A 23,452-nucleotide genomic window follows, 5' to 3' on the forward strand; every position below is an offset into this window, starting at 1 on the left:
AGGAAAAGCCCAGCGGCGTGAGCCACTGGGCTGGGGAGGTAACGCTAGAGCATTATTGCGCTTTTTGCGGCTGTTGCGCTTTCCAGGCCTGGAATTCCTTCCACTCGGCGCGGCGCTCGGCTTGCTTCTTGACGATCTCGTCGAATTTCTTCTGTTGATCGGGTTTTAGCACGGCACGGATGTCAGCCTGGGTTTTCTGTTTGCCGGCGGCGATTTCATCCTGCATGGCTTTCTGGTCAGCAGCCGGCAGCTTGTCCAGGTACTTTTTGACCAGGTCTTTGCGGGCGTGCCATTGGTCACCCATCAATTTGCCGATTTGCTGGCGCTGTTCCTTGGTCAGGTCCAGCTGGCTGAAGGGGCCGCCTTTGCCACGCGGACCGTGTTCACCGCCGTGGCCCGGGCCACCCATCATGTGGCCTTCTGGGCCGCCCATCGGGCCTGGGCCTTCTGGCATTGCGGCCATGGCAACGGTCGGCAGGGCAGCGGCGAACATCAGAGCGATAAGGGTCTTGCGCATGGTGTTTCTCCTGTCTCTATTCCGGTGAGTCCGGATGTGAGTAGGTTACGCAGCGCAAGGTCAGCGGCGGTCAGGGGAGGGTAAAGCTTGGGTAAAGAGGGTTTTGATGTGAACTGACAAAACTGTCGGATTGATGCGATCAAGTGTGGGAGCTGGCTTGCCTGCGAATGCGGCGGGTCAGCTACATAGATGCAAGCTGACCCTACGCTATCGCAGGCAAGCCAGCTCCCACTGGGCAATTGATCGTTCCCACGCTCTGCGTGGGAATGCATACCGTGACGCTCTGCGTCACCGGCGTACACAGCGGGACGCAGAGCGTCCCCGGCGGCATTACCACGCGGAGCGTGGGAACGATCTTTAAACGATCTTTAAAGGCTGTAGTAGTAGCCGCGGCTGCGCAGCGCCACGATCCGTGGCCGACCATCCGGGTGTGGGCCGATCTTTTTGCGCAGGTTGCTCACGTGCATGTCCAGGCTGCGGTCGTACAGAGTGAGCTTGCGGCCCAGGGCGATCTGCGCCAGTTCCTGCTTGTCCAGCGGCTCGCCGGGCTGGCGCAGCAAGGCTTCGAGCAGGCGGCTTTCGGACACGGTGAGGGTGAATTCCTGCTCGTCGATGCTGACCACACCGCGCACCGGGCTGAAGCACAAATCGCCCAGTTCCATCTGCGTCGACACGGCGGCCGGGTGGCTGCGGCGCAGCACGGCGCGCAGGCGCGCAGTCAGCTCGCGCGGGTCACAGGGCTTGGCCAGGTAATCGTCGGCACCCAGTTCCAGGCCGAGGATACGGTCCAGCGGTTCGCCACGGGCCGAGAGCATCACCACCGGCAATTCCGGGTGGTCATTGCGCAATTGCTTGAGCAACTCCAGGCCGCTGCCATCCGGCAGCATCACGTCAAGCACGACGGCGGCGGGAGCGGCTTCGGCCAGGGCTTTGCGCGCGCTCACGCCATCGTGGCAGGCGCGCACCTGGAAACCCTCCTGGCTCAACCAACTGGTCAGCAGCTCACACAGCTCCTGGTCATCATCTATCAGTAACAGCTCGCTCATGACTCACTCAATTTAGCCATTGTCGACGGCGACGGTGCCCACCACTGGCGAAGATCCCGCACAGCAGGGCGATCAGTGCGACGGCCGCGCCCGTGACAAACCACTGTTGTTGCTCGGTCAGCCAGCGGGTCAAGGCGCCGCCTTGTGTCTCTTTGAGTTGCTGGACCAGGCGTTGGTTCTCCTGGCGCAAGCGACTCAGTTGGGCGCTTTCGCGAGCAGTATCTGCACTTTGCAGTTGTTTGCTCAGTTCTTCACGCAGCCGTTCGCTTTCTTTCAAGCGTTGCTGCAACTCGGTGATCTGGCTGCCGGCGGCCAGGGACAAGGGCGTGGAGCTGCCAGTGTTCGAGGTTTCTTCAGCGTGGGCGCTTGCCCCGATCATTAACACTGCCAACAGACACAACGGACGTAAGCGCATCGGAACTCCTGATTCCACACGAATATTCAGAACGTTGTCGGCAGGTTACCGAGAATAATGAGCAATTAGGAGCGCGCCGAACCGATTAGGTTCAGCGCAGCCGGGCTTAAGGCAGGACTTGCTTGAACGGCTTGATCACTACATCAGCGTAGACGCCTGCGGCGATGTACGGGTCGGCGTTGGCCCAGGCCTTTGCGTCGGCAAGGGAGGCGAACTCGGCAATGATCAGGCTGCCGGTGAAGCCGGCGGCGCCTGGGTCATTGCTGTCGACGGCCGGGTGCGGGCCTGCGATCACCAGGCGACCTTCGGCTTGCAGGGTTTTCAGGCGCTCAACGTGCGCCGGACGCACGCTCAGGCGTTTTTCCAGCGAATCGGCAACGTCGGTGGCAATGATGGCGTAGAGCATGTCAGTCCTCGGTTTTCGGCGTGGTAGGGGCGGTGTCATGCAGATGGCGCGACAGGTAGATACCTTGGCCGATCAGGAACAATACGGTCATGCCCAGGCTACCGAAGACTTTGAAGTCGACCCAGTAATCCTGGAAGGTAAAGGCCACGAACAGGTTGGCGGCGCCGCAGAACAGGAAAAACACGATCCAGGCCACGTTCAAACGCGTCCATACCGGCTCCGGCAGGGTCAGCGCGTGGCCCATGATGCGCTTGATCAACAAGCGGTCACCAATGAAGTGGCTGCCGATAAACACCAGCGCGAACAGCCAGTTCACTACCGGGGCTTTCCATTTAAGGAAGGTTTCGCTGTGAAAGGCCAGGGTCAGGCCGCCGAACACCAGGCAGGCAACCAGGGTGAGCCATTGGCTTTTTTCCAGTTTGCGCTGGGAAATGAAAATGGCGCCGTAGACTACGATAGAACTGACGATCAGCACGGCAGTGGCGCTGTAGATGCCCCCGAACGAGAGCGGATGACCGGCGATATCGATGACCCTGGGGTCGAGTTTGGTAACGATGAAAAACAGCAACAGCGGGATGAAGTCGATGAATTGTTTCACAGTAAGAGCCAGAAGCTGGATGTGGCGGCATAATAACAAACATCCTTGGTAGCGAAAGCGCCAGCTGACTTGAGGTTACACACTCCCGTGAATGTTGATTTGCACTGCCACAGCACGGCCTCCGATGGCGCCCTGGCGCCCGCGGTACTGGTTGCGCGTGCGTTTGAAAAAGGCGTGCGAGTCTTGTCGTTGACCGACCACGACACCCTCGAAGGCCTCGACGAGGCCCGCACGGCGGCGCATGCCTTGGGCATGCAACTGGTCAACGGCGTGGAATTGTCCTGTACCTGGGGCGGCGCCACCATTCATGTGCTCGGCTACGGCTTCGATCAAAACGCCGCGCCTTTGGTGGCGGCCATCGCCCAATTGCACGATGGCCGTTGGCTGAGGTCCGAAGAAATAAGCCGCAAGCTCAGCCTTAAAGGCATGCCCAATGCGCTCGACGGCGCCCGCGCCATCCAGCAAGAGCTGGGCGACAGCGGCAACGCACCGGCCCGCCCGCACTTTGCCGACTGGATGGTGCGTGAAGGTTTCGTCAAGGACCGCGCCGAAGCGTTTCGCAAATGGCTGGGCGCCGGCAAGTTGGGTGATGTGAAGCAACACTGGCCGACGCTGGAAGATACCGTCGGCACATTGCGTGCCTCCGGAGCCTGGGTGAGCCTGGCGCATCCCTGGCATTACGATTTCACCCGCAGCAAGCGCCGCAAGCTGATTGCCGACTATATTGGAGCGGGCGGCCACGCAATCGAAGTGGTCAACGGGCATCAACCCGCTGAGCAGGTGGGCAGCCTGGCGATTCTTGCTCGCGAATTTGGTCTGCTGGTCAGCGCCGGCAGTGATTTTCATGGCCCAGGCGGCTGGTCCGAGATTGGCGAGTACCGCCAGGTCCCGGAAGACTTGCCGCTGTTGTGGGGGCGATTCAAGCATGACCCCATTATTGCCACCGTCTGAACAGGTAGAACACGTGAGTCAATTCTTCCAGATTCATCCGGAAAACCCTCAAGCGCGCCTGATTAAACAGGCCGTGGAGATCATTCGCGCCGGTGGCGTGGTGATCTACCCAACGGATTCGTCCTATGCCATTGGTTGCCAGATCGGCGACAAGAGCGCAGTTGAACGGGTCAGACGCCTGCGTGACCTGGACAAAAACCACAACTTTGCGCTGATCTGCAGCGACTTGTCGCAACTGGGGCTGTTCGCCAAAGTCGACACCGGCACCTTCCGCCTGCTCAAGGCGCACACGCCGGGGCCGTACACCTTTATTCTGAATGCCACCCGCGAAGTGCCGCGCCTGTTGCTGCACCCCAAAAAGCGCACCATCGGCCTGCGTGTGCCCGAGCACCCGATTGCCCTGGCGTTGCTGGCAGAACTGGGTGAGCCGTTGATGAGCGTGTCGCTGATTTTGCCCGGTGAAGAAGAGCCGCTGTACGACCCTTACGAGATGCGCCGCCTGCTGGAAAAACACGTCGATCTGATCATTGACGGCGGCTACGGCGGCAACAAGGCGTCCACTGTGATCAACCTGGCCGACGGCGAGCCGGAAGTGGTACGCGTGGGCTGCGGCGACCCGACGCCGTTTATGGTCGAGGCCTGAATGTCGGCCGTGGAAACCGCTGATCCCCAGGCGGGCGCCCAGCAGGAACTGCCATTTGCCATGGTGTATGGCCAGGCGGTCATGGAAATGCCGCTGGACCTGTATATTCCGCCGGATGCGCTGGAGGTCTTTCTTGAGGCCTTCGAAGGCCCGCTGGATTTGCTGCTGTACCTGATTCGCAAGCAGAACATCAATATCCTCGACATCCCGGTGGCAGAAATCACTCGCCAGTACATGGGGTATGTCGAGTTGATGCAGTCGGTACGCCTGGAATTGGCCGCCGAGTACCTGGTGATGGCCGCCATGCTCGCCGAGATCAAGTCGCGCATGCTGTTGCCGCGTTCCGAGACCATTGAGGCCGAAGAAGACGACCCGCGGGCCGAGCTGATCCGCCGTCTGCAAGAATATGAACGCTTCAAGGCCGCCGCCGAAGGCATCGACGGCTTGAGCCGCGTGGGCCGTGATGTGGTGGTGCCCAAGCTCGATGCCCCGGAAGCCCGGGCGCGCAAGCTGTTGCCGGATGTGAGCCTGGAAGAATTGCTGATGTCCATGGCCGAGGTGCTGCGCCGGGGTGACATGTTTGAAAGCCACCAGGTCAGCCGCGAAGCGCTGTCGACCCGCGAGCGCATGAGCGATGTGCTGGAGCGCCTCAAGGGCGGCGGCTTTGTGCCGTTTGTCGAGCTGTTTACCAAAGAGGAAGGGCGCCTGGGGGTGGTGGTGACCTTTATGGCCATCCTCGAACTGGTCAAGGAATCCTTGGTCGAGCTGGTCCAGAATGAGCCTTTTGCGGCTATCCACGTGCGGGCGCGAGCCGAATAAAGAGCTGAATCGATGAATCTGACTGAACCCCGCGAACTGGCGCCCTTGCTGGAAGCCTTTCTCCTGGCCTCGGGTAAACCGCAATCCCTGGAACGCTTGTTCGAGTTGTTTGAAGAGGCCGAGCGCCCTGAACCACCGGTGTTCAAGAAGGCGCTGGAGATTCTGCGCAAGTCCTGCGACGGCCGCGCCTTTGAACTGCGCGAAGTGGCGTCAGGTTATCGCTTGCAGATCCGTGAGAAATTTTCCCCGTGGGTCGGCCGCTTGTGGGAAGAGCGCCCGCAGCGTTATTCCCGCGCGATGCTGGAGACCATGGCACTGATTGCCTACCGCCAGCCCATCACGCGGGGCGAGATTGAGGATGTGCGGGGTGTGGCGGTCAACAGCCATATCGTCAAGACACTGCTGGAGCGCGAGTGGATCCGCATCGTCGGCTACCGCGACGTGCCCGGCAAACCGGCGATGTTTGCCACCACCAAGGTGTTTCTCGACCACTTCAACCTGAAAAACCTCGACGACCTGCCGCCGCTTGCCGAACTGCGCGAGATGGAAGCCGAGCCGGTGCTCGACTTCGACGACGCGCCGGTGCCGGCCAGCCTGCAGGAGCTGGCCGACGCCACCGCCGAGCCGGAAGAGCCGAAGGACGAAACCAGTTTCCATACCTTGCTGCTTGAACTGGATGATATGGAGCAGGGCATCAAGACTGACTTTGATGACTTGCTGCGTGATGGCGCGGCTGAGCCTGAAACCCAGGTGAACGTTGAGGTTGAAGCTGAAGTCGAACCGGAACCGGAACCGGAACCGGAACCGGAACCGGAAGAAGATATCCTCGGCGTGGCTCAAGCCCGTGAAAAACTCTTGGCCGCCGTTGCCGCCCTTGAACAGCCGCCGCTGAGCGACGAGGAAGACGAAGCCCGGGCGCTGGCTGAAGCCATCGAAGCCGAACGGCGCCAGTTTGAGGACTGACCCGGTCTGCCAGACACATGGAAACCCTGTGGGAGCTGGCTTGCCTGCGATGCGGGCGCCCCGGTCTGTCGGTTGTACCGAGGTGATGCCATCGCAGGCAAGCCAGCTCCCACAGAAAAGCCAGCTTACTGGGAGGATTCAAATGAGTTCCACCAAAGACCCTTGCATCAGCATCTGCAAATTCGCCGATGACATCTGCGTCGGCTGTGGCCGCAGCAAGCGCGAAATCCGCGCCTGGAAGAAGCTCGACAAAACCGACAAACGCACCGTTCTGGCCGAAGCCGAGCTGCGCCTGCTGGCCCTGGGCGCCACCGGTCGGCGGAAAAGCAAATGACTTGGGCCTTATCGACTAGTCTGTGATGCGAAACCCGCGCCATGCGCGTATGATTCGCGACCCTTTGCCGATCTATTCGGCCAAAGCCCCGCTTTCAATACTCTTCAGGCCACGCCTGAATCGACCCACCGGGAGGTGCTTAAGATGAACGACCAAGACCAGAACGACAGCCAGGAAATCGGCCCAGCAGGCGAAAAACTGCAAAAGGTGCTGGCGCGTATCGGCGTGGGCTCACGCCGCGACGTCGAAGCCTGGATCACCCAGAAGCGCATCAAGGTCAATGGCGTCGAGGCTACCCTCGGCCAGCGCGTCGACCTGCACGATGCAATCACCATTGATGGCAAAGTCATCAAGCGTGAAGAGGCCGCCGAATCGGTGCGCCGCGTGATCATGTACAACAAGCCCGACGGCGAGATCTGCACCCGTGACGACCCGGAAGGCCGTCCGACCGTGTTCGACAAGATGCCCAAGCCCAAAGAAGGCCGCTGGATCAACATCGGCCGCCTGGACATCAACACCACTGGCTTGCTGATGTTCACCACCGACGGTGAGCTGGCCAACCGCTTGATGCACCCGTCCTACGAGATGGACCGTGAGTACGCTGTACGTGTACGCGGCGAAGTCGATGACGAGATGATCGAACGCCTGAAGGCTGGCGTGGTGCTGGAAGACGGCCCGGCCAAGTTCACCGACATCAAGCAGGCGCCCGGTGGCGAAGGTTTCAACCACTGGTACCACTGCGTGGTGATGGAAGGCCGTAACCGTGAAGTACGTCGCCTGTGGGAATCCCAGGGCCTGGTGGTCAGCCGCCTGAAGCGCGTGCGTTTCGGCCCGGTGTTCCTCAACTCCGACCTGCCGATGGGCCGCTGGCGCGAAATGAGCCAGTACGAAGTCGACATCCTCAGTGCCGAAGTCGGCCTGACGCCGGTGGCCATGCCGCAGATGAACGCCAAGAGCAAAGACAAGCTTGAGCGTATGCAGCGTAAATCTTCGCGTCCTGTGGCGCGTACCGAGCGTGTTGCACGCACCTTGCGCCCGGCGCTGAATGCACCGGCGACCGGTGGGCGTATCTCCCGTGAGCCGCACATCGAAGGCGAGCGTCGCCCAACCGCGCCATCGCGTCAGGAAGGCGAGCGTGCGCCACGCACCCCGCGTCCTGCCCGTGGTGAAGCGCCAAGCGGCGGCCGTAGCAACCGTGGTGAAGCGGACCGCCCAGCGGACAACGCCAGCACCAAGCGCCCAGCCAAGCCAGCGGCGAACAAGCGCCCCGGCCCGAAACTGGTCGCCGACGAGCCGTCGGGCAAGCGCCGTGGCGCGCCGGCCGGTTCCGGTCAGCGTCCGGGGTTTGGTCGCAAGAAGCCGCAGTGATTTAACCGCTGTATAAAAAAACGCCAACCTTAGGGTTGGCGTTTTTTTTGCTCTGAAAGTTGGTAACCCAATCAAGTGTGGGAGCTGGCTTGCCTGCGATGCGGGCACCTCGGTTTACCAGGCAAACCGCAGTGATGCTATCGCAGACAAGCCAGCTCCCACAGGGATCCGCTTTGTTTCAACGAGGTGTGTTTAGAACGCAAATCTGCCATCAAACACTGGCTTGTCATCCAGCGCCAACACCCCGCTGGCGAATATCAGATCCAAGTGATGGCTGCCTTTCTGCCCGCCACCCAAGCCCAGGTGCAGGCCGCAATGGCGCTCCTCGAAGCCGGCATTGCGTGCATACAAGTCTTTTACGCCCTCGTTGGTGCCAATCCCCAATTCCTCCACGCGGCGGTTGGACGGGTTGGCATTCAGGTATTTATTGAAGTCGTCCGCCAGCCCTGGCACCTCGCTGGCCACGCTGCAAACCGTCGAGTTTTCGATCCACAGCTCCAGCGGTGATTGCAGCACGCCGTATTTGCGCGCAAACGGGATGGTGCTGAGGAAGGTGCCAACAAACCGCACCTGGCCATTGATGGCTTCGCTGTGGGTGGCGATTTCGCCTGGTGCCAGGTCGTGGTTGCCGACCCCGTTGATATTGGTCCACTTCTTGATGCTGCTCAGTGGCGCTTCAAGGCGGGAGCCGTGTTTGTCGGTAAAGCTCAGCACGTTGGCCTGGGACATGCGCCGGATCAGCGTAGCGTTGAGGTCGGCGATGCGCTGCGGCTCGACGCTGAAGGTGTCGTAGAAATAGTCGCCATAATCCTTGAACAGCAGGGATTTCTTCCAGTGTTCGGCCATCACGCCTTGCAGGGCGCGAATAAAATCCGGGCCTTCGGCACGTGGGTTGGGCAGGGTCGAAGAGTCATACAGAAACAGGTACAGGTCGCAGGCTTCGATGGCGTGGGCCAGGGTGTCGCTGGGCGTGAGGTCCAGGCGCTGGCATTGGAAGTTGAAGCGTGCGGCGCTGCTGTGGGTGATTGCTTCGGCGATGGCGTCGTAGCGCTCGGTATGGCCCAGCAACACCGTCGGGCGGCTCAGGCCGTTGAGTGCCGGGTGGTGTGCGAGGTAGTAGAGGAAGTGTTCGACGGCGCGGGCCTTGTCCATGACGGGTGTCCTTCTGTGCCTTGGGTAAGGGGGCAGGTGCCGTGCACAGCACCTGCCGGATGCCTGCCGGGTGTTAGAAAGGCCACATCGCAGTGCCAAAGGGCACGACGGCATCGGCTTGCATCATTTCAACGGCGGCCTCATGGGTCGGCGCTTCAAACCAATCGTCGAGTTGCAGTTCGGTTTCCAGGTCGTTTTCCAGTGCTTGCATGGTATTTCTCCTAGAGGACGTTGTTTGAGAACGGCTTGCCAACGGGCTTCGCTGGCAAGTGAAAGAACCTAGGAGAGAGTGTTTGGAAATGCAAAATATTTATTGACACGGTCTCATTTGAATTTTTTCTTCTGTTTTTTCAGTGTGTTTTTTTATCCAGAAAAAACAGCAAATTGGCTGAACCGATTTTTCAAAAACTTCCCACTGACAGTTTTCCGTTAGCTGACGAAAAAGTCTGCCTGTAACGCTGATTTTCCGGGGTGTAACGTTTAATTTACGAGTTTGTCCGGGTGTTACTGAGTGCCGTCCAGCTGTAAGGATTAGCTTACAGTTTGGTGTGTGCACTCTGTTGGGGCGTGCTGAAGCTGTCGAGCGGTGTACAATGCGCCGCGTTTTACTGTGACTCCCTTGCGTATCCACGCAAAAGGCCAAGACCTCAGGGTTTACCCACCCTGATCACTCCGTGCGGCCACGAGTCGGACGGGTTCGATTTCGTCACAGATAAAAACAAACAGGTGACGCATGACCGTTAGAAAGACGCTGTACTCCTGGTGCCTGCGCTGGGGTTTGAGCGGCGCTGCTTGAGTCGGTAATTCAAGGCAGCAACCTGCATTCGACATTCTCAAACCTTGCGTGAGACCCTTTTCATGAGTGGACCCCAATCTTCTTCAGGCGAGCTGAAACGCGGCCTGAAAAATCGGCATATCCAGTTGATCGCCCTCGGTGGCGCCATCGGCACCGGCCTGTTCCTGGGCTCGGCCGGCGTGCTCAAATCCGCCGGCCCTTCGATGATCCTGGGTTATGCCATCTGCGGCTTCATCGCCTTCATGATCATGCGCCAGCTCGGCGAAATGATCGTCGAAGAGCCGGTCGCCGGTTCCTTCAGCCACTTTGCCCATAAGTACTGGGGCGGTTTCGCCGGCTTCCTGTCGGGCTGGAACTGCTGGATTTTGTACATCCTGGTAGGCATGTCGGAGCTGACTGCGGTCGGCAAGTATGTGCACTACTGGTGGCCAGAGATCCCGACCTGGGTCTCGGCGGCGGCGTTCTTCGTATTGATCAACCTGATCAACCTGGCCAACGTCAAAGTCTTCGGTGAGGCCGAATTCTGGTTCGCCATCATCAAAGTCGTGGCTATCGTCGGCATGATTGCCCTGGGCAGCTATTTGCTGGTCAGCGGCAGCGGCGGTCCGCAAGCGTCGGTGAGCAACCTGTGGGACCACGGTGGGTTCTTCCCCCATGGCGTCGGCGGTTTGGTGATGGCCATGGCGATCATCATGTTCTCGTTCGGTGGTCTGGAAATGCTCGGTTTTACCGCTGCTGAGGCCGATCAGCCACGTACGGTGATCCCCAAGGCGATCAATCAGGTGATCTACCGCATCCTGATTTTCTACATCGGCGCCCTGGTGGTGCTGTTGTCGCTGACGCCGTGGGACAGCCTGCTGGCGACCCTTAACGCGTCCGGCGATGCCTACAGCGGCAGCCCATTCGTGCAGGTGTTCTCGATGCTGGGCAGCAACACCGCCGCGCACATCCTCAACTTTGTGGTGCTGACGGCGGCATTGTCGGTGTACAACAGTGGCACCTACTGCAACAGCCGCATGCTGCTGGGCATGGCTGAGCAGGGCGACGCGCCCAAGGCATTGGCCAAAATCGACAAGCGCGGCGTGCCGGTGCGCTCGATCCTCGCCTCGGCAGCGGTCACTCTGGTGGCGGTGTTGATGAACTACTTCATCCCGCAACACGCGCTGGAGTTGTTGATGTCGCTGGTGGTTGCCACCCTGGTAATCAACTGGGCGATGATCAGCTTTTCGCACTTCAAGTTCCGCCAACACATGAACCGCACCGGCCAGGTGCCGCTGTTCAAGGCGCTGTGGTATCCGTATGGCAATTACATCTGCCTGGCGTTCGTGGTGTTTATCCTGGTGATCATGCTGATGATTCCGGGGATTCAGGTGTCGGTATACGCAATCCCGGTGTGGGTAGCGTTCATGGCGGTGTGTTACTGGATCAAGAACAAGCGCAGTGCTGAAGCCGCATTGACCACGGCAAATGCAGCGCTGAAGTAAGCGACGCTCCATCGGCGATTAATACCCCTCTATTGAGGGGTATTTTTTTGCGATGCGATTCATCGGCTGTTTGCAATAACGCCACTCATGTAGGCGTTCAAGTCGCGAAAATCCTTGACGCTCCAGGCATGCGGCGCAACCTTCACACCATTGTCTTGCAGGGTTTTTGGGATCAGGTTGCCATTCGGGCGAAGGATCACCGAAGACACAATAACGCCCGGATAATCTGCCAGCCGTTTTTTGAAAGCAGGCGTTGTGAGGTCGGGCGTGGGCGGGCTGCTTTTCCTGGCCAATGGCCCGGAGGCCTTGAGGTCCGGGCCGTGGCACATGGCGCATCGCTGTGAATACAGGTTTTTGCCGTTGGCAGTGTCCGCGACGGACAGTGGCGTTTGAATGAGTGATAAAGTGCCGAGCACAGTGATGAATAGCCTTTTCATATTGCTGCGTCCTTGTTGTTTATGTTGTTGTGGCCCGTTGCCTAAGGTTTTTGATTGATGCTGGTAATTTCCAACAACGTGCACTTGCCCGATGCCGAGATCGAGTTGACCGCCATTCGCGCCCAGGGCGCCGGTGGGCAGAACGTCAACAAGGTGTCGAGCGCGGTGCACCTGCGGTTTGATATCCCGGCTTCATCGTTGCCGGCGTTCTATAAGGAGCGTTTGCTGGCACTGCGTGACAGTCGTATCACCAGTGAAGGTGTGTTGGTGCTCAAGGCTCAGCAATACCGCACTCAGGAACAGAACCGTGCCGATGCGCTGGAGCGCCTGGTGGAGTTGATCCTCAGCGCCACCAAGGTCGAAAAAAAGCGCCGCCCGACCAAACCCACCCTGGGTTCGAAAAAGCGTCGCCTGGAATCCAAGACCAAGCGCGGCAGCATCAAGGCCGGGCGCGGCAAGGTCGACTTCTAGGCGCCTCTCGCCTCGCGGGCCTTGGGGGCTTGCCGGTACAGGTAAACACTCAGCAGCAGACCACCGACCGATGCGAGGGCGGCAAACAGGAATATCGACGCAAAGCCGAAGCCTGCCGCCACCGCCCCGGCCAGTGGGCCGGTGATACCCAATGACAAGTCGATAAACAGCGAATAAGCCCCCACCGCTGCGCCACGGCTGGAGGCCGGCACCAGGTTGACGGCTTCTACGCCCAGTGCTGGAAACACCAGCGAAAAGCCAAATCCGCTCAACGCCGCACCGGCCAGCGCCCATTGCGCGTCGGGTGCCAGCCATAGCAACAACAGGCCAAGGGCTTCTACCGACAGGCAGGCAATCGCCACACGAAAGCCGCCGATCCGGTTGATCAAATTGCCGAACAACAGGCGCGCGCCGATAAAACTGGCGCCGAACAGGCTCAATGCCCACACCGCGTTGTCCCAATGCTGGGTGGTGTAATACAGGGTGATAAAGGTGGCGATGGTGCCAAAACCAATCGAACCCAACGCCAGGGCACAGCCGTGTGGCAACACGCGGCCCAGCACATTCATGAAGGGCAGGCGCACGCCGGCCACAATTGGCGCGGCTTCCTTGTTCCAGGCCAACAGCACGCCGAGCACCGCCAGCAGGATGATGCTGACGCCCATGCTCCACAGCCCCAAGTGGCTGACCAGCAGCACGCCCAGCGGCGCACCGATGGCCAGCGCGCCGTAGCTGGCGATGCCATTCCACGAGATGACCTTGGCCGTGTTGGCGGCGCCGACCCGGCCGATGCCCCAGCCGATGGCGCCAGAGCCCACCAGGCTTTCCGCGCTGCCCAGCACCAGTCGGCCAATCAGCAGGCTGATCAGGCTGATGCCCGGCAGGCTGGAAAACCACGCCGCCAGCAACATGAACACGCCGCTCAGGCCGCAACCGACCAAGCCGATCAGCACCGCGCGCTTGCTGCCCAGGTTATCGATGATTTTGCCGGCATACGGACGGCTCAGCAGGGTGGCCAGGTATTGCACGCTGATTACCAAGCCCGCGATAACTGCGCCGTAGCCCAGTTGGCTGTGCACATAGCCCGGCAATACGGCCAGGGGAATACCGATGTTGAGGTAGCCGATAAAGGTAAACAGCACGATGGAAACGACTTGCAGCGTGACCGCCATGGGGCGCTGGGTATCTGGCATGGGGGAGGTCCACCGTCGCAGCAGGTAAAGATAGGCTGCTAATGATACCGATGCTTTGGCTTGTGCAGGGCGGTAAAAAGCAAAACGTCAGCTCAAAAAGACATCAGGCTTGAGGCGGGGCCAGCATTTGCGTGGTCACCAGGGCGGCCAAGGCGTTTTCCTGGGTGCCAAAACGCTTGAGCAGCAGGGCTTGTTTGTCGGCGCTGAGGCGGTTCCAGACTTCGATCATCTGCAAGGCAGCGTCCAGTACTGCGGCGTCGGGGGTGTCGGGGAGGGTGTCGGTCATGGCGGGGGTCTCGATGATTCAGGCAGTGTGGAAAGCGCTTGAAGTGCGCTTTCCACACGGTCTGGTACGGCGTCAGTCCTGGCGTTTGCTGTCGACTGGTTTTGCTTCTTTGGCTTCAGGCTGTTTGTCACTGGCCTGCTGCGGTGTTGGCTGCTCAGTTGGGTGCAGGCTTGGGAAGGGGAGATTAGGTATCTCGTGCATCGTCGTCGCTCCTCGCAAGATCTGTTTTATCAATCGCAGGTGATTCCGCGCTCTCAAAAAGCCTTGGCAGGATACAGCACTGAAAATGACAAAAAGAATTTTATGTCGGCGGATGTGCGAATTTTTATTTTTTTGCGCAAGTGGCATGGGGTCGCAGGCTGGGTGGCTGGGTGGCTGGGTGGGTGTTGGGTTTGGGGGCATATCCGTTATTTGGGTGATGGCTGAGTAGGGTTCCGCTCTTACAGCGGGTCACTTTTGGAAAGACCTCAAAAAGGCACCTTCCCCAAAATCATGTCGCGATACATCACAAAATCCCCCAGCAAACTGTAGAAGGGATGTTGAAACGTTGCAGGCCGGTTCTTTTCGAAGAAGAAGTGCCCGATCCAGGCAAAGGTGTAGCCGGCGACCGGTAATGCGAGCAGTAACCCCAACGAGCCACGGCCAATGGCATAAGCCAGAATCCCAATCACCAGGGTGGTGCCAATAAAGTGCAGGCGCCGGCAGGTGCTGTTGGCGTGCTCGCTCAGGTAATAAGGGTAGAACTCAGCGAAACTGTTGAATTGCTTGACGTTTTCCACAGTGATCGGCCCTGGGCTGGTGATGCCGCCCAACAGATGTTCGGCGGGGAGCTTATTTGAGTCTAGAGTGATCAGTGGTAACAGCCAGTGACAATAGATGCCACTTTAGTATCCTTGGCTTCCTGGCTGCCGTTTAAGCCTGCTTTTTTCAAGAAGACGCCATGAGCGAACGAACAACTTCTGCAAGCTGGGCAATGGGCATCGTCAAAGCGTTGGAAATGGACGGCCTGGATTGCCGCGTCCTGTTCAAGCAACTGGGCCTGGACTACGCCGCGCTCAGTGACCCTGATGCACGTTTTGCGCAAGACTCCATGACCCGGCTGTGGCAGCGCGCTGTCGAGCTGTCAGGCAACCCCGCGATCGGCTTGAACATGGGCAAGGTGGTGCGCCCGGCGTCGTTTCATGTGGCGGGTTACGCCTTGATGTCCAGCAACACCCTGGCCGAAGGTTTTATGCGCCTGGTGCGTTACCAACGCATCATCGCCGAAAGCGCCGACTTGAGTTTTCGCCTGTTACCTGAAGGCTATGCGCTGATTCTGACGGTACATGGCGATCACCTGCCGCCGACCCGGCAAAGCGCTGAAGCCTCGTTGGCCAGTGCCCTGGCATTATGTGGCTGGCTGACTGGCCGCACCCTGCAGCCACGCAAGGTAATGTTGCAAGGTGACCAACCGGCCGATCTGGCGCCCTATAAGCAAGCATTCCATGCGCCTATGGAGTTCAATGCGCCCTACGATGCGCTGATTTTCGAACAGGCCGACATGGATGCGCCGTTGCCCACCGCCAATGAGGCGATGGCGCTGCTGCATGATCGGTTTGCCGGTGAATACCTGGCGCGGTTTTCCGAGAGCCGCGTGACCCACAAGGCGCGCCAGGTGCTGTGCCGCTTGTTGCCCCAGGGTGAGCCCAAGCGCGAAGTGGTGGCACAGACCCTGCACTTGTCTCAGCGCACGTTACAGCGGCGTTTGCAGGAGGAGGGCACCAGTTTCCAGACGTTGCTCGACGATACGCGTCGCGAGCTTGCCGAACAGTACCTGGCGCAGCCGAGTATGACCTTGCTGGAAATCGCCTACCTGTTGGGCTTTGCCGACCCGAGTAATTTCTTCCGCGCGTTCCGCCGCTGGTTCGACGTCACGCCCGGCGAGTATCGGGTGCGGCTGCTGCAGGCATCGACGGTCAGTGGCGCCAAAACGCCGGAATGCACAGAACAAACACGGTAATAATCTCCAGCCTTCCCAGCAGCATGCCGAATGACAAGATCCACTTGGCCGCATCCGGCAGGCTGGCGAAGTTACCGGCCGGGCCGATGGTTTCGCCCAGGCCCGGGCCAACACCGGACACGGTGCTGGCGGCACCGGTCAGTGCGGTCATCCAGTCCAGACCCAGCAGTGACAGGGCCAGGGCGATGGCGCAGATGGTGATAGCGAAGAAAAACGAAAAGGTCAGGATCGAGCGCACGATCTCTTCGTCGAGACGGTGGCCGTTGTACTTCTGCTTGATCACTGCGCGTGGGTGGATCAGTTGGTTCAGGTTGGCCTTGAGCAGGATGTAGGCGACCTGGAAGCGGAAGATCTTGATCCCGCCCGCCGTCGAGCCCGAACAGCCGCCGATAAAACCCAGGTAGAAGAACAGCATCAGCGAGAAATTGCCCCACAGGCTGTAGTCCCCCAGCGCAAAGCCGGTCGTGGTCACCACCGACGTAACGTTCAGGGCGACATGGCGCAGGGCATCCAGCCAGTGCAGGTTGGTCGTCCACCAGTACCAGGTGCCGAGTACCAGCCACGTCACGATCAGCAAACCGAGCAAGCCTTGCACCTGCTGATCCTTGATCAGCGCCCGGCGGTTGCCGCGCAATGTGGCCACATACAGGGTGAACGGCAAGCTGCCGAGGATCATCACCACCACCGCTACCCAGTGCACCGCCGGTTGTTTCCAGTGGGCCAGGGATTCATCGGAGGTGGAAAACCCGCCGGTGGAAATTGCTGACATCGCGTGGTTGATCGCATCAAACAAGCCCATGCCGGCCCACCAGAACGCCAGGCTGCCCAGGATGGTGATGCCCACATACGCTGCCACGATCAGGCGCGCCACCATGTGCGAGCGCGGCATGACTTTTTCTGAGCGGTCCGAGGATTCGGTCTGGAACAGGCGCATGCCACCAATGCGCAGCAGCGGCAGGATCGCCACCGCCATGCCGATAAAGCCGATGCCGCCCAGCCAGTGCAACATTGAACGCCACATCAGGATGCCAGGGGACATGCTGTCCAAACCGCTCAGGACGGTGGAGCCGGTGGCGGTGATGCCCGACATGCTTTCAAAGAACGAATCGGTGTAGCTGATGTGCTGGGTCAGCAGAAACGGCAGCGCGGCGAAGATGCACACCACCAGCCAGCTGGTGACGGTCAGCAGGTACATGTCACGGGGGCGCAGGTGCACGTGTTCGGGGCGGCCGGGGATAACCAGGGCCAAACCCGCAAGGAAGGTGATCATGCTGGCCCACAGGAACGAGGGCAGGTCGCTGGTGCGTTCGAAGATCACCAGGGTGGCCATCGGGATGACCATGGCGATCGCGAGGGTGATCAGGAAGATGCCGATGATGAAACCGATGATACGCAGGGTCGGCAACGCCATGAAGAAAGCTCGGGTTTGAGAGAGTGGCGCCATTCTACCTGCGGTGCGGGTCTTGTAAACCGGGGTGTACGAGGCGAAGCAGTTCGACTGTGTGAGCTGGCTTGCCTGCGATGGCGACCTGTCAGCCACCCATCTGTAGCAGACCCATCGCTATCGCAGGCAAGCCAGCTCCCACAGTGGGTATGGGAAGGGGGGAACGCGCACAAAAAAGGCGACCCGAAGGTCGCCTTATTCAGCGCAGGATCAATCAGAACTCGTGATCAGCGTTATCCGGGTTCAAATCACTGATGCCCAGCTTGCCCGCGGCGGTTTCGATCGCGCCGGTCTGCTTGACCAGTGCCGCAATCGCGTCACGCACGATCTGGTTGCCCTTGTCGTTACCGGCCGCGATCAGTTGGTCGTAGTGCTCACCGGCGTTGGCCTGGTCAACCATGACCTGGATCTTCGCTTCGGTCGACGCCAGGTCGGCCTTGAGCGCCGAGTCGGCGGCTGGATCGGCCTTGGCCACCAGCGACGAGAGGCTTGCGCCGGTCATTTTGGTGCCGTCGGTGCGGGTGTACTCGCCCAGGTAGACGTTGCGGATGCCCTTGGCGTCGTAGAAGTGCGAGTTGTGGGTGTTGTCGCTGAAGCAATCCTGTTCGTCTTCCGGCGAGTTGGCTTCCAGGGAAACCTTCATGCGCTCACCGGCCAGTTCGCCCAGGGACAGGCTGCCCATGCCGAACAGCATTTTGCGCAGGCCGTCGGTGGCAGGTTCTGCTTCCAGGGTGGCGCGGTAGTTGTCGTCGACCTTGGGTTTCCAGTTGCCGACCATTTCTTCCAGGTCGCTGACCAGCAGTTGGGTCACAGCGCGCAGGTAAGTGCGACGGCGCTCGTTGTTACCGCCGGTGGCACCGTCGCCGGTCATGTAGTCGGATGCCGGGCGGTTGCCTGCGCCTGGGCCGGTGCCGTTGAGGTCCTGGCCCCAGAGCAGGAACTCGATGGCGTGGTAGCCGGTGGCGACGTTGGCTTCGGAACCGCCCAGTTCATTGAGGCTGGCGAGTTTTTCCGGGGTAATTTCCTTGACGTCGACCTTGTCTTCGCCCACCTGGATCTCGGTATTGGCGATGATGTTGGCGTTGGCGCCCGGGTTACCCAGCGCGTGCTCGTAGGATTTGTCTACGTAGTCGATCAGGCCTTCGTCCAAGGGCCAGGCGTTCACTTGGCCTTCCCAGTCGTCGATGATGGTGTTGCCGAAGCGGAACACTTCACTTTGCAAGTACGGCACACGGGCGGCGACCCAGGCGGTGCGGGCTGCTTTCAGGGTGTCGTCGCTCGGGTTGGCGAGGAAGGTGTCGATTGCGGTTTGCAGGGTCTTCGCGGTGGATTCGGCGTCGCTGTACACCGCGAACACCATGTCGGCGTAATGCGCGACAACGGCCTTGGCGGCTGCTTCGTCGACCTGGCCGGCAGGCGTGGCAGCCGCTGGAGCGGTGGTGCTGACTGCCGGGGTCGGCGCGGCGGCCTTGTCTTTACCTTCGCCGCAACCGGCGAGAGAAATGGCAATGGCCAGCAGACTGGCGGTGGCCAGGGGCATACGAATCATGGCGAACATCCTGCTTCGGTTGTTGATAGGGCGCGCGGGGAAGCGCAAAAACTGCGACATAATGCGAAAGATTTGCATTTTGTGTAAAGGTTTATGCGAGGGAAATATTTGGTATCGATTTGTCGGTTCAGAGAATCGCCGCGTTGTTGCGCTCGGACTGTTTCAAAAACGCCGCCAGCTCACGGGCCTGCAGCGGTTTGCTGTAGTGGTAGCCCTGGCCCTCATGGCACCCTTCGGAAATGATATAGGCCTCCTGCTCGGCGGTTTCCACGCCTTCGGCAATCACCTGCATGCCCAGGCTTTTGCCCAGTTGGATAATGGCGCGCACGATGGTTGCATCGTCGTCGTCATCCAGCAGGTCCTGGACGAAGCTCTTGTCGATCTTGATCTTGTCCAGTGGCAGGCTCTTGAGGTAGCTCAAGGATGAATAGCCGGTGCCGAAGTCATCAATCGCGATCAAGGCACCGGAGCGGCGCAGGCTCAGCAGGTGCTGGGCGGCGGTGCTGATGTCCTCCATCAGGCCGGTCTCGGTCACTTCCAGCTCCAGGCTGCGTGGCGGCAGGCGATAGATCTGCATCAGGTTGTTGACCACCCGTGGCAACTCGGTGTGGTGCAACTGCACGGTGGACAGGTTGACCGCCATGCGCAGTTCGGTGAAGCCCAGGTCATGCCATTCGCGCAACTGCCGGCAAGCCTGGTCCAGCACCCATTCACCAATCGGAATAATGGTGCCGTTCTGCTCCGCCAGCGGGATGAACAAGTCCGGCGGCACCAGGCCGTGTTCCGGGTGCTGCCAGCGAAGCAATGCCTCTACGCCCACCACGCGGTGGTCGAGGTAGCTGATCTGCGGTTGGTAGACCAAGTGGAACTGCTCGCGACCCAGGGCATCGCGCAGGTCTTTTTCCAGTTCGCGGCGCCGGCGCATTTCGCTGTCGACACTGGCGATATAGAACTGATAGCGGTTGCGCGAGCGGCTCTTGGCCAGGGTCATGGTCTGTTCGGCTTTTTGCAGCAGCTTCTCGGTGCTGTCGCCGTCCTCCGGGAACAGGGTGATGCCGATGGTGGCGCGCAGGCGAATCTGGTCCTGGTCGAGGGCGAATTCGGCTTCCAGGTCGTCGAGGATACTTTGCGCCAGCTCGGCGGCCTCGTAAGGCTGGTCGATATCGGCCTGCACCAGTGCAAACTGGTCGCCGCCCAAGCGGGCGAGGGCGCCGAGGCGGCCGCTGTGGGCGCGCAGGCGGTCGGCCAGGGCCAGCAGTAATTTGTCGCCGGCCTGGTAGGTGAACTGTTCGTTGACGCTTTTGAAGTCATCCAGCCCCACGCACAGCACCGCCACCCGGCGCTGTCGGCGGCCGGCATCGGTGAGGATCTTGTCCAACTGCTCCTGCAGCTTCTGACGGTTCGGCAGCCCGGTCAGGAAGTCGTACTGGGCCATGCGCAACAGGCTCGATTCCGCCTCATGCCGCAAGTGCGTATTGCGCTCGATGGACTCGAGCAACTGGTTGGCAGTGTTGATCCACAGCCCCAGCTCGTTGCGTTCATGGCCCTTGAGCTGGGGGATCTTGTGTTCGCTGGGGCGGTCGGGGTTGATTGAGGTCAAGTGCTCGATAATCCGCGACAACGGCTTGGTCAGCAGCCAGTGATACACCAGGTACAGCACCAGGCCCATGGCCAGGGCGCGCAGCACGCCGGAAATAAAGATGATCACCGAGCTGACAATAAAACCTTTGCCGTAGGTGGCTGTGTCGAGGGTAATGCTCAGGTCGCCGTAGTACTCGCTATAGGGGCCTTTGCCAACCAGTGCAGTCGTAAAGGTGCGTTCCTGGCCAAGAATCAGGTCGGTCAACCAGCGGGTGGGTGATTGCTGCAAGGCGCGGCTTTTTTCCGCCAGCATGGTTTCGTTGGGGTGGCCGATGGAGGCCATGCGCACGGCGTCGTCCTGAAACAGGCCCTCGATCACCTGCATGCCCATCTCGCGGTCCAGGCTGTAGACAGCCTGGGTCGAGGGGTCGCGAAACATGTCGAGGATCCGCTGCGCGTCACCGGCCACGGCCTGACGCGTCTTGTAGGCATCAAACACGATCTGCGCCACGCTCAGCGTCACGCCCACGATCAATGCCGAGAGCAGCACAACCCGTAGCAACTTCACCGACAAGCTGTTTTTGAGTTCCAGCTTCAAAGGGTCATTCCTTGTTCCGTGCGGGTAGCCTCAATATGCCATGAGTATTGGCAATCTCGGGATGGCAGTCAAAGGGACATTGCTGCTAAGGCTTCTGGAGGCTGTAAAGGGCGTGTCTGGAAGGAAGAGGGCGATGATATCCATCGCCCTCGGGTACCGCGCAGGAAAGGAAGGGAATGCCTTCGACATCCCGACATCGAGTGTTGCGGGCTTAAGATAATTTGATCGAGTTTTCGTTTACGTTGTTGAACGTGATCTGATGTTCGTTCTTCTGGTGGGCATCACCGCCGATTTTACCTTGCGCCCTGCCGGCGGCCTGACTGGCTGAATTGACCAGCGTGCCCAGCAAGTCCATGCCCTTGCTCACCAGGTCCATGCCTTTGCCTGCGAGTGGCAACACTGAAGACACAGCTGACATACCCATCGATAACGGATCCATTGCGGACTCTCCTACAGGATAAAATGAGAGAGTTATTTCTCTCGCATGCTGGGTGGCCTGTTCCTCTCGGTGAGTTCCACACATTCTGCATTACGTCCAGTTTTCGTCGGCCACAAAAAAGCCCGGCAATTGCCGGGCTCTTTCTACTGCAAACGTTGCTCAGGCAGTAAAGGTTTTGCCTTCGAACTGCTCAGCCACGAACTTCCAGTTGACCAGATTCCAGAACGCTTCCACATACTTTGGACGCACGTTGCGGTAGTCGATGTAGTAGGCGTGTTCCCACACGTCGCAGGTCAGCAGCGGGGTGTCGCCGCTGGTCAGCGGGTTGCCGGCGCCGATGGTGCTGGCCAGGGCCAGGGAACCGTCAGCTTTTTTCACCAGCCAGCCCCAACCGGAACCGAAGGTGCCGACGGACGTCTTGGTGAACTCTTCCTTGAACTTGTCGAACGAACCGAAGGCTGCGTTGATGGCTTCAGCCAGTGCGCCGGTCGGTTGGCCGCCGGCGTTTGGCGCCAGGCAGTTCCAGTAGAAAGTATGGTTCCAGACCTGAGCGGCGTTGTTGAAGATGCCGCCCGAAGAAGACTTGACGATTTCTTCCAGGGTCTTGCCTTCGAACTCGGTGCCAGGCACCAGGTTGTTCAGGTTCACGACATAGGTGTTGTGGTGCTTGTCGTGGTGGTACTCCAAGGTTTCCTTGGAGATGTGCGGCTGCAGGGCATCGTGTGCGTAGGGCAGCGGCGGCAATTCGAAAGCCATGATGATTCTCCTAATCAGGTCAGTTGCGGTGAGCGCAAGGCCGATCACGGGCGGCCAAACAAGCGCCGGGGAGTTTGTACTCTTTGCGGCGCAGGGTCCGGATCATAGCACCGGGGGTGCGGCAAAACCACGCAACAACTGTGTGGGATAGAGGTTCCAGAGCGTTTTGGAATATTCATCCGGCACTGATCAATTGGTAGGCCACGCTGAACATCATCACCGCGACCAGAAGGTCGAGCAGGCGCCAGGTCGCCGGGCGCGCCAGCCAAGGTGCCAACCACGCCGCGCCGAGTGCCAGGGTGGCGAACCACAGGAACGAGGCGCTGGCAGCGCCGGCCACATAGGCGCCGGGCTCGGTTTGTTGCGCGCCCAATGAGCCGATCAGCAGCACGGTGTCCAGGTACACATGGGGATTGAGCAGCGTTACTGCCAAGGCACTGAGCAACACGGCGCGCAATGAACGCACTTTGAGGTGTGCCCCCTGTTCCAGGCTTTGTCGGGAACACGCTCGACGCAACGCCAAGGTGCCGTACCACAACAGGAATGCCGCACCACCCCAGCGGGCAACGGCCAGCAGCAGCGGGTTTTGCGCCAGCACGGTAGCCAGGCCAAATACCCCGAGTGCGACCAGAATTGCATCACACACGATGCACAGCGCCGCCACCGGCAAGTGATGTTCACGGCGCAGGCTTTGCGCCAATACAAACGCGTTCTGGGTGCCGATCGCCATGATCAGGCCGAGAGCCACCAGCAGCCCGTTTACGTAGCTTTGCCACATAGCCATTACTCCGCGTTTGCTGCCAGTTGGCGCAATACATCCATGGCCCGCTCGGCATCGGCGCGGCCCACGAACAAGTGGTCGTGATAAAACCCGGCAATCACGTTGCAACTGATACCGGCGCTGCCCAGCGCGCTGGCAAACGCCGCCGTCAGGCCCACGGCTTCAAGGGCCGAATGCACATTCAGGGTGATCCAGGCGGCCACATAGTCGAAGGCCAGCCCGGCGTGTTCCGCCTGCTCACGCTCCACAATCAGGGTCAAACCTTCCTGCTCGCGAAAGCTGCCGATGATCTCGCAACCTGCCGGGATACGTGAGTCGGGCAGGGTGCAGAACACGTAGTCGCCTTCGTTTAGATGAGGGCTCATGCTGCGCAGCAGGGTTGCCAGGGCGGTTTCGCCAGCCATGTGTGGATTCCTTTAATAAAGA

28 protein-coding genes are annotated in these 23,452 nt (G+C 59.9%); 10 read left to right on the forward strand and 18 right to left on the reverse strand.

Features of this window, described 5'->3' with window-relative positions; all coding sequences use genetic code 11:
- Positions 1-52 precede the first annotated feature (52 nt).
- The 5 genes from AB4P96_RS08215 to AB4P96_RS08235 form a co-directional block, all read right to left on the reverse strand.
- Positions 53-517, reverse strand: coding sequence for an LTXXQ domain-containing protein (locus AB4P96_RS08215; RefSeq protein WP_017139156.1), 465 nt, complete (start codon positions 515-517; stop codon positions 53-55).
- Between the two features lie 368 nt (positions 518-885).
- Entirely contained in the window at positions 886-1,563 is a 678-nt protein-coding gene (locus tag AB4P96_RS08220; RefSeq protein WP_017139157.1) for a response regulator transcription factor, read from the reverse strand.
- Positions 1,564-1,570: 7 nt separating this feature from the next.
- The gene (locus AB4P96_RS08225; RefSeq protein ID WP_176991485.1) at positions 1,571-1,978 is read right to left on the reverse strand and encodes a translation initiation factor 2; all 408 of its coding nucleotides are present in this window, start codon (positions 1,976-1,978) and stop codon (positions 1,571-1,573) included.
- 106 nt (positions 1,979-2,084) lie between these two features.
- The gene (locus tag AB4P96_RS08230; protein WP_017139159.1) at positions 2,085-2,384 is read right to left on the reverse strand and encodes a YciI family protein; all 300 of its coding nucleotides are present in this window, start codon (positions 2,382-2,384) and stop codon (positions 2,085-2,087) included.
- A gap of 1 nt (position 2,385) precedes the next feature.
- Positions 2,386-2,982 (reverse strand): septation protein A, encoded by a 597-nt coding sequence (locus tag AB4P96_RS08235; protein ID WP_099549410.1) that lies wholly within the window; start codon positions 2,980-2,982, stop codon positions 2,386-2,388.
- Positions 2,983-3,069: 87 nt separating this feature from the next.
- Here AB4P96_RS08235 and AB4P96_RS08240 point away from each other — a divergent pair, with 87 nt between their 5' ends.
- The 6 genes from AB4P96_RS08240 (at position 3,070) to rluB (ending at position 8,060) form a co-directional block, all read left to right on the forward strand.
- Positions 3,070-3,933 carry a PHP domain-containing protein gene (locus tag AB4P96_RS08240; protein ID WP_099549411.1) on the forward strand — a complete coding sequence of 288 codons (864 nt, stop codon included), beginning with the start codon at positions 3,070-3,072 and terminating at the stop codon, positions 3,931-3,933.
- A gap of 13 nt (positions 3,934-3,946) precedes the next feature.
- Positions 3,947-4,576, forward strand: a complete 630-nt coding sequence (locus tag AB4P96_RS08245) for an L-threonylcarbamoyladenylate synthase (RefSeq protein WP_017139161.1) — start codon at positions 3,947-3,949, stop codon at positions 4,574-4,576.
- A 120-nt stretch (positions 4,577-4,696) separates the two neighbouring features.
- Entirely contained in the window at positions 4,697-5,395 is a 699-nt protein-coding gene (locus AB4P96_RS08250; RefSeq protein WP_169875663.1) for a ScpA family protein, read from the forward strand.
- A 12-nt stretch (positions 5,396-5,407) separates the two neighbouring features.
- Positions 5,408-6,358, forward strand: a complete 951-nt coding sequence (scpB, locus tag AB4P96_RS08255) for an SMC-Scp complex subunit ScpB (RefSeq protein ID WP_395600667.1) — start codon at positions 5,408-5,410, stop codon at positions 6,356-6,358.
- Positions 6,359-6,500: 142 nt separating this feature from the next.
- A complete protein-coding gene (locus AB4P96_RS08260; RefSeq protein WP_138454185.1) occupies positions 6,501-6,692 on the forward strand; it encodes a DUF1289 domain-containing protein in 192 nt (63 codons plus the stop codon).
- Positions 6,693-6,836: 144 nt separating this feature from the next.
- Complete coding sequence (rluB, locus tag AB4P96_RS08265; RefSeq protein WP_017139164.1) at positions 6,837-8,060, forward strand: 23S rRNA pseudouridine(2605) synthase RluB; 1,224 nt, start codon at positions 6,837-6,839, stop codon at positions 8,058-8,060.
- A 192-nt stretch (positions 8,061-8,252) separates the two neighbouring features.
- On the opposite strand, the gene AB4P96_RS08270 is transcribed toward rluB, so the two are convergent.
- Positions 8,253-9,212: a hypothetical protein gene (locus tag AB4P96_RS08270; RefSeq protein ID WP_017139165.1), complete on the reverse strand. Its 960-nt coding sequence runs from the start codon at positions 9,210-9,212 to the stop codon at positions 8,253-8,255.
- Between the two features lie 73 nt (positions 9,213-9,285).
- Entirely contained in the window at positions 9,286-9,423 is a 138-nt protein-coding gene (locus AB4P96_RS08275; RefSeq protein WP_003175756.1) for a hypothetical protein, read from the reverse strand.
- Between the two features lie 647 nt (positions 9,424-10,070).
- Between AB4P96_RS08275 and AB4P96_RS08280 the strand changes: the two genes are divergently transcribed.
- Positions 10,071-11,492, forward strand: a complete 1,422-nt coding sequence (locus AB4P96_RS08280) for an amino acid permease (protein ID WP_017139166.1) — start codon at positions 10,071-10,073, stop codon at positions 11,490-11,492.
- Positions 11,493-11,551: 59 nt separating this feature from the next.
- Here the strand turns inward: AB4P96_RS08280 and AB4P96_RS08285 are convergent, their stop codons facing one another.
- Entirely contained in the window at positions 11,552-11,929 is a 378-nt protein-coding gene (locus tag AB4P96_RS08285; RefSeq protein WP_138453797.1) for a cytochrome c, read from the reverse strand.
- A 57-nt stretch (positions 11,930-11,986) separates the two neighbouring features.
- Here AB4P96_RS08285 and arfB point away from each other — a divergent pair, with 57 nt between their 5' ends.
- Entirely contained in the window at positions 11,987-12,400 is a 414-nt protein-coding gene (arfB, locus tag AB4P96_RS08290) for an alternative ribosome rescue aminoacyl-tRNA hydrolase ArfB (protein WP_017139168.1), read from the forward strand.
- Here the strand turns inward: arfB and AB4P96_RS08295 are convergent.
- Together AB4P96_RS08295 and AB4P96_RS08300 are read right to left on the reverse strand one after the other, a co-directional pair.
- Entirely contained in the window at positions 12,397-13,593 is a 1,197-nt protein-coding gene (locus AB4P96_RS08295; RefSeq protein ID WP_099549416.1) for an MFS transporter, read from the reverse strand. The genes arfB and AB4P96_RS08295 overlap by 4 nt on opposite strands.
- A gap of 103 nt (positions 13,594-13,696) precedes the next feature.
- Complete coding sequence (locus AB4P96_RS08300) at positions 13,697-13,879, reverse strand: hypothetical protein (RefSeq protein ID WP_017139170.1); 183 nt, start codon at positions 13,877-13,879, stop codon at positions 13,697-13,699.
- Positions 13,880-14,074: 195 nt separating this feature from the next.
- On the opposite strand from AB4P96_RS08300, the gene AB4P96_RS08305 reads away from it, so the two are divergent.
- Complete coding sequence (locus AB4P96_RS08305) at positions 14,075-14,305, forward strand: hypothetical protein (RefSeq protein WP_395601010.1); 231 nt, start codon at positions 14,075-14,077, stop codon at positions 14,303-14,305.
- A 41-nt stretch (positions 14,306-14,346) separates the two neighbouring features.
- On the opposite strand, the gene AB4P96_RS08310 is transcribed toward AB4P96_RS08305, so the two are convergent.
- A complete protein-coding gene (locus tag AB4P96_RS08310) occupies positions 14,347-14,658 on the reverse strand; it encodes a DUF962 domain-containing protein (RefSeq protein ID WP_099550496.1) in 312 nt (103 codons plus the stop codon).
- 161 nt (positions 14,659-14,819) lie between these two features.
- Here AB4P96_RS08310 and AB4P96_RS08315 point away from each other — a divergent pair, with 161 nt between their 5' ends.
- A complete protein-coding gene (locus tag AB4P96_RS08315) occupies positions 14,820-15,878 on the forward strand; it encodes an AraC family transcriptional regulator (RefSeq protein ID WP_017139172.1) in 1,059 nt (352 codons plus the stop codon).
- On the opposite strand, the gene AB4P96_RS08320 is transcribed toward AB4P96_RS08315, so the two are convergent.
- The 7 genes from AB4P96_RS08320 to AB4P96_RS08350 form a co-directional block, all read right to left on the reverse strand.
- Positions 15,835-17,289: a TrkH family potassium uptake protein gene (locus AB4P96_RS08320; protein ID WP_017139173.1), complete on the reverse strand. Its 1,455-nt coding sequence runs from the start codon at positions 17,287-17,289 to the stop codon at positions 15,835-15,837. The genes AB4P96_RS08315 and AB4P96_RS08320 overlap by 44 nt on opposite strands.
- Positions 17,290-17,536: 247 nt before the next feature.
- Positions 17,537-18,871 carry an imelysin family protein gene (locus AB4P96_RS08325; RefSeq protein ID WP_017139174.1) on the reverse strand — a complete coding sequence of 445 codons (1,335 nt, stop codon included), beginning with the start codon at positions 18,869-18,871 and terminating at the stop codon, positions 17,537-17,539.
- A 127-nt stretch (positions 18,872-18,998) separates the two neighbouring features.
- Positions 18,999-21,050, reverse strand: a complete 2,052-nt coding sequence (locus AB4P96_RS08330) for a bifunctional diguanylate cyclase/phosphodiesterase (protein ID WP_017139175.1) — start codon at positions 21,048-21,050, stop codon at positions 18,999-19,001.
- Positions 21,051-21,261: 211 nt separating this feature from the next.
- The gene (locus tag AB4P96_RS08335) at positions 21,262-21,489 is read right to left on the reverse strand and encodes a hypothetical protein (RefSeq protein ID WP_017139176.1); all 228 of its coding nucleotides are present in this window, start codon (positions 21,487-21,489) and stop codon (positions 21,262-21,264) included.
- Between the two features lie 159 nt (positions 21,490-21,648).
- Positions 21,649-22,245 carry a superoxide dismutase gene (locus tag AB4P96_RS08340; protein WP_003212997.1) on the reverse strand — a complete coding sequence of 199 codons (597 nt, stop codon included), beginning with the start codon at positions 22,243-22,245 and terminating at the stop codon, positions 21,649-21,651.
- A 175-nt stretch (positions 22,246-22,420) separates the two neighbouring features.
- The gene (locus AB4P96_RS08345) at positions 22,421-23,023 is read right to left on the reverse strand and encodes a LysE/ArgO family amino acid transporter (RefSeq protein ID WP_026013850.1); all 603 of its coding nucleotides are present in this window, start codon (positions 23,021-23,023) and stop codon (positions 22,421-22,423) included.
- 5 nt (positions 23,024-23,028) lie between these two features.
- Positions 23,029-23,430, reverse strand: coding sequence for an ACT domain-containing protein (locus tag AB4P96_RS08350; protein WP_017139178.1), 402 nt, complete (start codon positions 23,428-23,430; stop codon positions 23,029-23,031).
- Positions 23,431-23,452 lie beyond the last annotated feature (22 nt).

Source organism: Pseudomonas sp. B19125 (assembly GCF_044218855.1).
Lineage (GTDB): Bacteria > Pseudomonadota > Gammaproteobacteria > Pseudomonadales > Pseudomonadaceae > Aquipseudomonas > Aquipseudomonas edaphica.

What these genes read in the sequence shown, in the direction of transcription:
- AB4P96_RS08215 (WP_017139156.1), bottom strand. Translation starts at nt 517, where the DNA reads ATGCGCAAGACCCTTATCGCTCTGATGTTCGCCGCTGCCCTGCCGACC.
- AB4P96_RS08220 (WP_017139157.1), bottom strand. Translation starts at nt 1,563, where the DNA reads ATGAGCGAGCTGTTACTGATAGATGATGACCAGGAGCTGTGTGAGCTG.
- AB4P96_RS08225 (WP_176991485.1), bottom strand. Translation starts at nt 1,978, where the DNA reads ATGCGCTTACGTCCGTTGTGTCTGTTGGCAGTGTTAATGATCGGGGCA.
- AB4P96_RS08230 (WP_017139159.1), bottom strand. Translation starts at nt 2,384, where the DNA reads ATGCTCTACGCCATCATTGCCACCGACGTTGCCGATTCGCTGGAAAAA.
- scpB (WP_395600667.1), top strand. Translation starts at nt 5,408, where the DNA reads ATGAATCTGACTGAACCCCGCGAACTGGCGCCCTTGCTGGAAGCCTTT.
- AB4P96_RS08260 (WP_138454185.1), top strand. Translation starts at nt 6,501, where the DNA reads ATGAGTTCCACCAAAGACCCTTGCATCAGCATCTGCAAATTCGCCGAT.
- rluB (WP_017139164.1), top strand. Translation starts at nt 6,837, where the DNA reads ATGAACGACCAAGACCAGAACGACAGCCAGGAAATCGGCCCAGCAGGC.
- AB4P96_RS08270 (WP_017139165.1), bottom strand. Translation starts at nt 9,212, where the DNA reads ATGGACAAGGCCCGCGCCGTCGAACACTTCCTCTACTACCTCGCACAC.
- AB4P96_RS08275 (WP_003175756.1), bottom strand. Translation starts at nt 9,423, where the DNA reads ATGCAAGCACTGGAAAACGACCTGGAAACCGAACTGCAACTCGACGAT.
- AB4P96_RS08280 (WP_017139166.1), top strand. Translation starts at nt 10,071, where the DNA reads ATGAGTGGACCCCAATCTTCTTCAGGCGAGCTGAAACGCGGCCTGAAA.
- AB4P96_RS08285 (WP_138453797.1), bottom strand. Translation starts at nt 11,929, where the DNA reads ATGAAAAGGCTATTCATCACTGTGCTCGGCACTTTATCACTCATTCAA.
- arfB (WP_017139168.1), top strand. Translation starts at nt 11,987, where the DNA reads ATGCTGGTAATTTCCAACAACGTGCACTTGCCCGATGCCGAGATCGAG.
- AB4P96_RS08295 (WP_099549416.1), bottom strand. Translation starts at nt 13,593, where the DNA reads ATGCCAGATACCCAGCGCCCCATGGCGGTCACGCTGCAAGTCGTTTCC.
- AB4P96_RS08300 (WP_017139170.1), bottom strand. Translation starts at nt 13,879, where the DNA reads ATGACCGACACCCTCCCCGACACCCCCGACGCCGCAGTACTGGACGCT.
- AB4P96_RS08315 (WP_017139172.1), top strand. Translation starts at nt 14,820, where the DNA reads ATGAGCGAACGAACAACTTCTGCAAGCTGGGCAATGGGCATCGTCAAA.
- AB4P96_RS08320 (WP_017139173.1), bottom strand. Translation starts at nt 17,289, where the DNA reads ATGGCGTTGCCGACCCTGCGTATCATCGGTTTCATCATCGGCATCTTC.
- AB4P96_RS08325 (WP_017139174.1), bottom strand. Translation starts at nt 18,871, where the DNA reads ATGATTCGTATGCCCCTGGCCACCGCCAGTCTGCTGGCCATTGCCATT.
- AB4P96_RS08335 (WP_017139176.1), bottom strand. Translation starts at nt 21,489, where the DNA reads ATGGATCCGTTATCGATGGGTATGTCAGCTGTGTCTTCAGTGTTGCCA.
- AB4P96_RS08340 (WP_003212997.1), bottom strand. Translation starts at nt 22,245, where the DNA reads ATGGCTTTCGAATTGCCGCCGCTGCCCTACGCACACGATGCCCTGCAG.
- AB4P96_RS08345 (WP_026013850.1), bottom strand. Translation starts at nt 23,023, where the DNA reads ATGTGGCAAAGCTACGTAAACGGGCTGCTGGTGGCTCTCGGCCTGATC.
- AB4P96_RS08350 (WP_017139178.1), bottom strand. Translation starts at nt 23,430, where the DNA reads ATGGCTGGCGAAACCGCCCTGGCAACCCTGCTGCGCAGCATGAGCCCT.